The organism is Paenibacillus sp. N22P23, assembly GCF_059383735.1.
This window is the reverse complement of record NZ_JBXENT010000013.1, coordinates 108,460-116,933: the sequence shown is the minus strand read 5'-3', so window position 1 is coordinate 116,933 and position 8,474 is coordinate 108,460. Positions and strand designations below refer to the sequence as shown.

The window sequence follows — 8,474 nt, the reverse complement described above, 5'->3', positions numbered from 1 at the left end:
TGCGGTGTGCGAGTTGTGCGGTGTGCGAGTTGTGCGGTGTGCGAGTTGTGCGGTGTGCGAGTTGTGCGGTGTGCGAGTTGTGCGGTGTGCGAGTTGTGCGGTGTGCGAGTTTATCGATAGCATGAAAAAAGACCCGCTGCGGCGGGTCTTTTTTCATGCTGCTGGACGACCAATGCCGACCTGCATCTTCCTCATCATCATACGCTGAATTCCTCTTGCTCCTCTAAAGAGACCCGCTTATCGCCAATGCGCACGTGGATAACCGGTCCCTGTTGATTAGCCACCGTAATGCGGCCATCGCGAACTTCAACAAGAAGCGTATTGCTCAGCATCGAAATCCCTTCTGCCCGTACCCAGTCCACCCCATCCGGCAGCTGCGGCGCAATCTCGATGAGCTGCTGGTCGGCGAATGGGCGGACGCCCAGCAGTCCGGTGACCAAATTCCCGATTACGGAATACGACACCTCCGGGTACTCCCTGCGCTTCATCCCTTCGTCACACAGCTCGAGAATAGCCCGATAAGCCTCTTCTTTCTCCCCCGTGGCATAGTAGATATCAGCTAAATGCGACATTTCCTCCACATTGGAGACCCCATTGCGAATGATGTCTTGCACCGCCAGCTGCCGCTTCTCAGCCGATGCAATCAACCCGAAATAGACTGGCATGTATTGTGCCGACAAATAATAGCTGTTATGAAACTGACCATCCTGCAAAATCGCTGCACTAAACCGCTGCTTTGCCTCATTCCACCACTCGGCATCAAACCTACGCTGCAGCCGCTCCGCCAAAGCCATATAATGCGCCGCTTTCTCACTCTCCCCGCGCAGCGAAGCCATCGCACTATAGGCGGCATACGCGCCATATTGCGCCGCTACCAGATCGCCTCCCACTCGAGGTGTCAGCGAATCCTCCACGTAAGATGCAATGCCGCGCCGACCCTCACCCTTCACATGGTCGGGAATGCCGTCGCCATCGCGATCCCAGCGCTGCACATACTCATTCAAGCTCTGTTCATAGAAGGCCACGAACCGTTTATCATTCAAATAGTCCCGATCCCCGCTCCACAGATACTGCCGATAACAGCAGTCAATCACATCGAAGTTCGCGGGCAGGTTATACCAGAAATCATCATCATTCGTATAATCATCCGGGCACGGAAGCCCATCCTTCGTTATTTCCCAGTACGTGCACCAATCCTTGGACGCGCTAATGTTCTCGGCAAACTTAAGCAGCATATTCTTCGTATGCGCACCTAGCCCCAGTACAGCAGCACCCGCGCTCATATGCGCCACATCTCGCATGCAGAATGCCTGACGCCCCGGCAATGCGGCTTCATACCACGGACCAACCGGATCACCTACCGACGCATAAGCTAGCGCTTGCTCCTTCGCCCAGCGCGCAGCAGCCTGAAGCGCTTCGGATGAAGAAGTCAGCTTAAACGGACTTAATACGGACATCGAACTCACTCCATAACCTCCCTTATCTCAAAGCACCAGAATCGTTATCATTTGACAGAACCTAACGTAATCCCGCCGATAAAATATTTCTGCAGAAACGGATACACGCACAGAATCGGCACCGTCACGAGGACGGTTGTCGCCGCACGCAGCGTCTGCGGAGATAAGCCCTGAAACTTATGCATCAGCAGCTGCTGATCGCGAATTTGCTGCGTAGCCTCGACCTCCAGAAGCAGACGCCTCAAGTACACCTGGAGCGTATCGAACTTCCCGTTAAAGTTGTACAGAATAACATCGAACCAAGAGTTCCAGTGGCCTACCGCCCCATAGATGGACACGGCGGCGAACACCGGCATCGCTACCGGAATGACAATTCGCCAATAGATGCGGAGCTCCCCTGCTCCGTCAATTCGTGCCGATTCGAACAGCGCTTCCGGCAGGTCGGAGATATAGGAAGCCATGAGCAGCATGAAATACGCATTAATAAGCCCCGGAATCCAATACACCTGGAACGTATTCGTCAAATGCAGCTGGTTCATTAGAATATAAGTCGGAATGATGCCGCCGCTGAAGTACATCGTCATGAAGAACAGAATGCGCATAAACTTGCGGCCAGAGAACGTTCGAATGCTGATGATGTAAGATAAGAGCCCCGTGACGAACAAGCAGGTGCCCGTGCCGATCACAACACGAAGAATGGACCAGCCGAGTCCCTTGAGCAGCTTCTCATTCTCGAAGAGCATGCTATAAGCAGAGAACGAAACCTTGCGCGGGAAGAAATAAATGCCGCCGCGCGCCGCATCTTTGCCGTCGTTAAAGGACAGAGCCAGCAGATTGATGAACGGATAGATAACGATGAAAGCTAGCAGCAGCAGAGCAGCAACGATGAGCACATCCGCCACTCGGCTTGCAAAAGAGGTCTTTATATAAGAGGTTTCCATCGCGGGCAGTCCTCCTTCCTAGAAAATAGATGATTGCATGTAGCGCTTGGACAGACGGTTCGCCACGATAACGAGAATAAGACCGATTCCACTCTTCATCAATCCGACAGCTGTTCCGTAGGAGTAATTCCCGAGCTGTACGCCAAAGCGATACACATACGTATCAATAACCTCGTAATGATCCTGCGTGAGCGGATTGCCGATCAAGAGCTGCTGCTCGAAGCCGGCATTCAGAATGCCGCCGATCGCGAGGATGAGCAGAAGCACTGCTGTAGAGCGGATGCCCGGAATTGTAATATGGCGAATAAGACCGAAGCGTCCCAGTCCGTCTACCCGGCCTGCTTCATACTGCTCCTTATCAATCCCGGCGATGGCGGACAAATAAATAATGGCGGAGAAGCCCATGTCCTTCCACACGTTGCTGCTTACAAGGATCGTCCAGAAGTATTTGCCCTCGGTCAGAAATCCGATCGGTCCGTCAATGAAGCCAAGCCTGAGCAATATATCGTTCAGAATCCCGTCGCTTCCCAGCAGCGTAATGAGGATGTTGGCAACCACCACCCACGAGATAAAGTAAGGAATGTACGACAGCGATTGAATGGTCTTTTTAAAATAACGGCCTCTCAATTCGTTCAGCAACAGGGCGAGAATAATCGGGGCAGGAAAACCAACGATTAAGTTTAAGAAGCTAATGACGAGCGTGTTGCGCATGATTTGCAGGAAGTCCGGTTCATTGAAGAAGCGAACGAAATTGTCCAGCCCGATCCAATTGGAGAACATGGAATGTCCGGGAACATAATTTTGAAAGGAGATGAGCAGTCCATACATGGGGTAATACGAGAACGTAAGCACCCATGCGATCATCGGAATGCAGAGCAGCCAAATCTGCCGTTCACGCCTCACTCTTTTCCACAGCTGTGTCATACGTGTGCCTCCATTTCCTATGAAAAAGGGAACCGTTCCGAACAGGAACGGTTCCCCGCTTTCCGCTTCGTTACTGCATTTTAGCTAGATTGTCCTGATATTCCTTCGTACGGAAGGCTTCGATATCTTTCAGGCCAAGCTTCTCAGCTTTGTCCCGCATATCGTTGAAGGCGTTAACCGCGTCCTGCTCGGTTTTGCTCATAACCGCCTTCGCGAAGCCGGTTTTGATTAAATCTTCAATCTGCTGATTGACGATGGTGAGCGGATTATCGACCGAGAAGACGACGCGTCTTGCGGTATTGTCATAAATCGTATCCTTCAGGTTCGTGTTCATCAGTGCTTTCCATTTGTCTTCCATGTTGAAGTTCTGATCGTACCAAGCGGTGCTCTTATTGTCGTCGCTCATGAGTCCTTGCGGATGAGACAACCAAATTTGATTCCAGCCCGTCAGCTCATCTTCCTTCTCAAAATCAAGCGTACCCGCAAACAGTTCCTGCTTGTGCGTATCGTTAAAGGACCATTTGCCGCCTTCTTCATAGTTCCAAACCGATTCCGGTAAATTCGGAATGCCCCAGCCCAATAGACGGGTGCCGATTGGCGTCATTTCAAAATCCAAGAATTTAATAATGTCTTCGGGATGCTCTTCTTTATCCGTAATAACGGTATAGTTCCAGCCCGTTGTATCTTTAGGGGACAAGTATGCAGCTTCAGCCTCAGGTGCTTTCAAGCCGATCTGCACGTAGCGCTGCTCATCCGTCCAGCCCTGCATGGTCGTCTTCCATACCTCATGGCCGGCATTCCACGACTGCCACCAAGTCCCGATATGACCGAGAATACGTTCGTTCGAGAACTTCAGCTTCCAATCATCGAATTTGTTCAGGAAGCTGTCCGGGTCCATCAGCCCTTCGCGGAAGAAGCGATTATAATATTTCACCGCCTCAAGACCTTCCGACGTATTCAGCCAGTGTGTCAGGTTATGGCTCGCATCATCCTTATAGCCGTCCTTCAGGCCCCAGATGCCCATTACGTTGTTGATACCGACCTGATCGTTCCAGGAAATCGCATACGTTTTCTCACCCTGCGCATTCTTCGGATGCTCGGCCACCATTTGCTTCAGCACATTGTAGTAATCATCCGGAGTCTCGATCTTCGGCGAACCCATCGCTTGATACCAATCCCAGCGAATGTGAGCGCTAAAGTCCGGTATCGGCAGGTAACCCCAGCCTCTCGGCAGTCCCCAGAGCTTGCCGTCCTTGTCCAGGTAGGAGTTGTATTTGTCGCCGAGCTCCTTCTTGATGTTCGGGCCGTACTTGTCTACCAGAGGAGCTAAGTCAATCAGCTTGCCTTGCGAGCGCCATTTGTCCAGCGATTCGCTGTCAATGGAAGACATCACACCGGGGTAATCGCTGGAGGCCAGCATTAGGTTCAGCTTCTCTTTGCCATCCACATCATAGGATGTTTTCTTTACGTCTACGTTGAAGTTCTCTAGGATGTAATCATGTATCGCAACTAATTTCTTAGCTGCTTTATCGGGGTTGTCTTTATCAGCAGAATAGTAATCGATGGTAATCGTCTTCTCCGGAACCGTCCAGCCGAACGAATTAACCTTCGGTGCAGCTCCTGTATCTGTCTCTGTATTCTGCTGCGCGTTTGTTGCTGCGCCATTCGAGTCTTCACTCGTGTTCGCATCTTTAGCGTTGTCCGAACAGCCAGCCAGCAGCCCTCCCGTTAGAAGCACCGAGCCTAATACCAAAGCCGTACTCTTTCTAAACTTCATCCTTTCATCCCCCTAACAAAATAGTGTTTCACTGGAGCCGTGATGCTTACATGACTTATACTAGGGGACATGAATCGAATTGAGGATGTACATATCTTCACGAGTATGTGTTATTCATCACTGTAATGATAGCGTTTACACGAGCTTCCGATATTCGCTTGGCGTGACGCCAACGACCTTCTTGAACAGCTTGGTGAAATGCGGATAATCCGGATAGCCCACCCGCTCGCCGACCTCATAGGTTTTGAGCTGTTTCTGCTGACCCAGCAGCCCCTTAGCTTGCTCAATCCGGTATTCAATCAAATAAGTGATGAACGACTTGCCTGTCTCCTGCTTGAACATATTGTAGAAATGCGTGACGGATATATTGAGTACCGCGAGCAGCTCATCGAGCTTAAACTGCGGATCGGCATAACGAGCCTGAATAACGGCAATTGCCTCGTGAATGGCGGAGTGTTTCCCCCAATTTCGGCTGCCTCTTACTTGACCCAGCTCATGAAAGAGCATGTCATGAAAATCCTGAATCATCTCAGAGAGCTGCTCTCTCCAAATAAGCTCAAAGGCAAGCGGCGTTCCCCGCTCTTCCGATTGATGCCGAATGGCGGCAGCGGTGTCGAGCAAGCTTTCTTTCTTCTGCTCATCGGGCAGCTCATAGCTCAGAATCATCCGCACGACCTCTTGGGCCGCTGCTTTCACGCCGGGCTCGTCCACCTTCCAAATCAGCTCGAACAGCCCTCCGGATGCTTGCAGGCATTGGAACATCAGGTCGCTCTTGGTTCGGCAGCACTCTATTTTCTCCCGATGCTTCTCGTAGAGACCGATCATAAGCTCCTTAACGGCGGAGACGCGAATCGGCTTCAGTATATAATCGGCTACGCCATATCGCAGCGCTTCCCGCGCATAATCAAACTCACCGTACCCGGACAAAATGACGATCTCCGGCTTCCAGCCCTTCTCGTGTATAGCGCGAATCAGCTCCAGCCCGCCCATGACGGGCATGCTGATATCGGTAATAATGACATGCGGCTGTTCTCGCTCAGCCAATTCCAGCGCTTCTTGACCGTCCATCGCATCCCCCACGATGACGAAATCAGGATGCGTATCGGTTAATATTTTGCGCATGCTCAGCTTGATCATCGGTTCATCATCAACCAGCAAGATGCGGTAGCTCATCGGACTTCTCCTCCTTCGATTTCGCCTGAAGCGGCAGCACCAATTGAATCGTCGTTCCGCTCTCATCCGAAGCGGCAATATACAAGCCAAACGGTTCTCCGAAGATCATCCGCAGACGTGAATGTACATTATGCAAACCGATAGACAGCGAGCCTTCTTGTGGACTGAAGCGGTTCGATGGATCGATATCACTTTGCAAGAAGGCTGAATTGTAGCGTTCCATCATATCGCGCGGCATCCCATTACCGGTATCCGTTACTTCCAGCACGAATCGATTATCATCGACGATACTGCCCGCAATCCGTATCGCGCCGGGACGGAGTTTATGCCGCTCATAGCCATGCTTGAAGCAGTTCTCCACAATCGGCTGGAGCGACGAACGCACGGCCGGAATCGAAGCCGCCGCTGCACGATCGACATCAATGCGGTACGTAAACGTTGGATAACGCTCGGATTGAATCGCCAGATAAGCCTCAATATGCTGTAATTCATCTGCCAAATACACGCCGCCGTTCGGATTTTGCACATTGTAGCGGAACATGTCTCCCAAGGAGACAATCATATTGCTAATCTTCTCGTTCCCTTCCACGATGGCATTGGAGTTAATAAACTCAAGGGTGTTATATAGAAAATGAGGATTAATCTGTGCCTGCATCGCATGCAGCAGCGACTCCTTCTGCTTCACTTCCAGCTCTTTCTCCCGAAGCTCCGTCACATGCACAATTTCAATGAGCCGTTTGATTTCCTCGACCATTTTATTAAAGCCGCGATACAAGCTCCCAATCTCATGCCCGCCTTCATTCGGAGCCTTAGCGGTGAAATCGCCCATTTCCGCACTCTTCATGAGCTGCAGCAGCTTCACTAGGGACTTGGTAATCGAGTACACCACCCCGCTGGCAGCCAACATCGACAGCAGGAAGAGCAATACCAGCACTACAATCGAAATCCGACTTACGGTCACGATCGATTGATTAAGCTCCGACAGCAGTACCTCCGAGATCAAGGTCAGATCGGTGCGGTCCGAACGGATAAACACAACTAACTTCTTGCCTTGATCCGTATTCATCGTGAAGGTGCCGCTCTGCTTCGTGCCCATCTGCTTCAAATAGTTAGCCGGGACAACCTGCGACAACTGCTCATCCTGCGGATGATAGATGACTTGATTGGCGGAATCCGCCACCCATACAAAGCCTGTCCGCCCAAGCTGTACCTGCTGAATGATATGCACCATCTCGTCACGCTTGAGGTCCACGATGAGCATCCCCTGCTTCATCGTGCTTTGCGGCGGATTAAACTTCATCGCCATTGCCACGACTCGGGTACTTGGCGTCCCTTCAAAGCCCATAATTCGAAATCGACCCGGAGACTCCAGCCGTTTGAGATAGAGCGAATAACGCTGCTCTGCAAGCATAAAGCTTGAGCTTGAGGTCGCTTTAACTCTGTCTGAGATAAGCGAGATACCCTGAATATCCTGCCGATTCATAACGATCTTGGCAAACAGCTCTTTCTCGATTCGATAAGAAAGCTCATAACGTTTAATGGGATCGTCATCCTGATTGTTGAGGAATGCCCCCGTCAGATCGCTTGCCAGCATCGGCAGCATCGTCCGCTGCACTTCCGTGAAATAGGTTTCCAAATGTAAATTGACCTGGTTCACCATCTGGATGCTGGAATCGACCGCGTTGTTCTCAATGACCTGGTAAGTCCGTTCATACCAAATCCAGCCGAGAATCGGCAGGGGAAAATAGAGAAAGATCATAATGATAAGCAGCTTCTTCTGTAGTGAAATCGGCTTTAATCGCTTCATAGGTAACCCTCCAATAAGCGACGGCTGTCGCCGTCTTAAACGCTGATCGCGAGATCAGTCGATGTGATTCATGAACGAAGGAATGACTAGAATTTGAATATAATCGATAATCTTTGAAAGCGCTATACGTAATCAATTGGGCAGTGGACCTCTGCAGACTGGGCATAACACCGCTGTGCGTGAACTTCTTCTGAATGAAGAATTGAGACGGCGGTATGGAGCCGATGCGCGGCGCACCGCATTCGCTTTCGATATCGGCAGATGGCAGCAGCGGTGGGTTGCGTTGTTGGAGGAACAGTTTGAGCGACGGGACTCCCAGATCTGAAGACAATTGTTCCACATCATGCAAGCCTGTTGGAGGAACAATACGGAGCGAAAAGTCCCTCGATATAGAC

General features: G+C 51.0%; 7 protein-coding genes. All 7 read right to left on the bottom strand.

Annotation, left to right across the window (positions count from 1 at the left end; translation table 11 throughout):
* Positions 1-197 precede the first annotated feature (197 nt).
* The 7 genes from AC506A_RS28945 to AC506A_RS28915 all read right to left on the bottom strand — a co-directional run bounded on the left by AC506A_RS28945 (position 198) and on the right by AC506A_RS28915 (position 8,410).
* Positions 198-1,457 (bottom strand): MGH1-like glycoside hydrolase domain-containing protein, encoded by a 1,260-nt coding sequence (locus AC506A_RS28945; protein WP_495464485.1) that lies wholly within the window; start codon positions 1,455-1,457, stop codon positions 198-200.
* Positions 1,458-1,504: 47 nt separating this feature from the next.
* A complete protein-coding gene (locus tag AC506A_RS28940; RefSeq protein WP_495464479.1) occupies positions 1,505-2,398 on the bottom strand; it encodes a carbohydrate ABC transporter permease in 894 nt (297 codons plus the stop codon).
* An 18-nt stretch (positions 2,399-2,416) separates the two neighbouring features.
* Positions 2,417-3,322 (bottom strand): ABC transporter permease, encoded by a 906-nt coding sequence (locus AC506A_RS28935; protein WP_495464478.1) that lies wholly within the window; start codon positions 3,320-3,322, stop codon positions 2,417-2,419.
* 70 nt (positions 3,323-3,392) lie between these two features.
* Positions 3,393-5,099 carry a sugar ABC transporter substrate-binding protein gene (locus AC506A_RS28930; protein ID WP_495464477.1) on the bottom strand — a complete coding sequence of 569 codons (1,707 nt, stop codon included), beginning with the start codon at positions 5,097-5,099 and terminating at the stop codon, positions 3,393-3,395.
* Positions 5,100-5,234: 135 nt separating this feature from the next.
* Entirely contained in the window at positions 5,235-6,272 is a 1,038-nt protein-coding gene (locus AC506A_RS28925) for a response regulator transcription factor (RefSeq protein ID WP_495464476.1), read from the bottom strand.
* Entirely contained in the window at positions 6,247-8,079 is a 1,833-nt protein-coding gene (locus AC506A_RS28920; RefSeq protein WP_495464475.1) for a sensor histidine kinase, read from the bottom strand. The genes AC506A_RS28925 and AC506A_RS28920 overlap by 26 nt, the downstream gene beginning before the upstream one ends.
* Positions 7,982-8,410, bottom strand: coding sequence for a hypothetical protein (locus tag AC506A_RS28915; protein WP_495464474.1), 429 nt, complete (start codon positions 8,408-8,410; stop codon positions 7,982-7,984). The genes AC506A_RS28920 and AC506A_RS28915 overlap by 98 nt, the downstream gene beginning before the upstream one ends.
* Between the last annotated feature and the right edge of the window lie 64 nt (positions 8,411-8,474).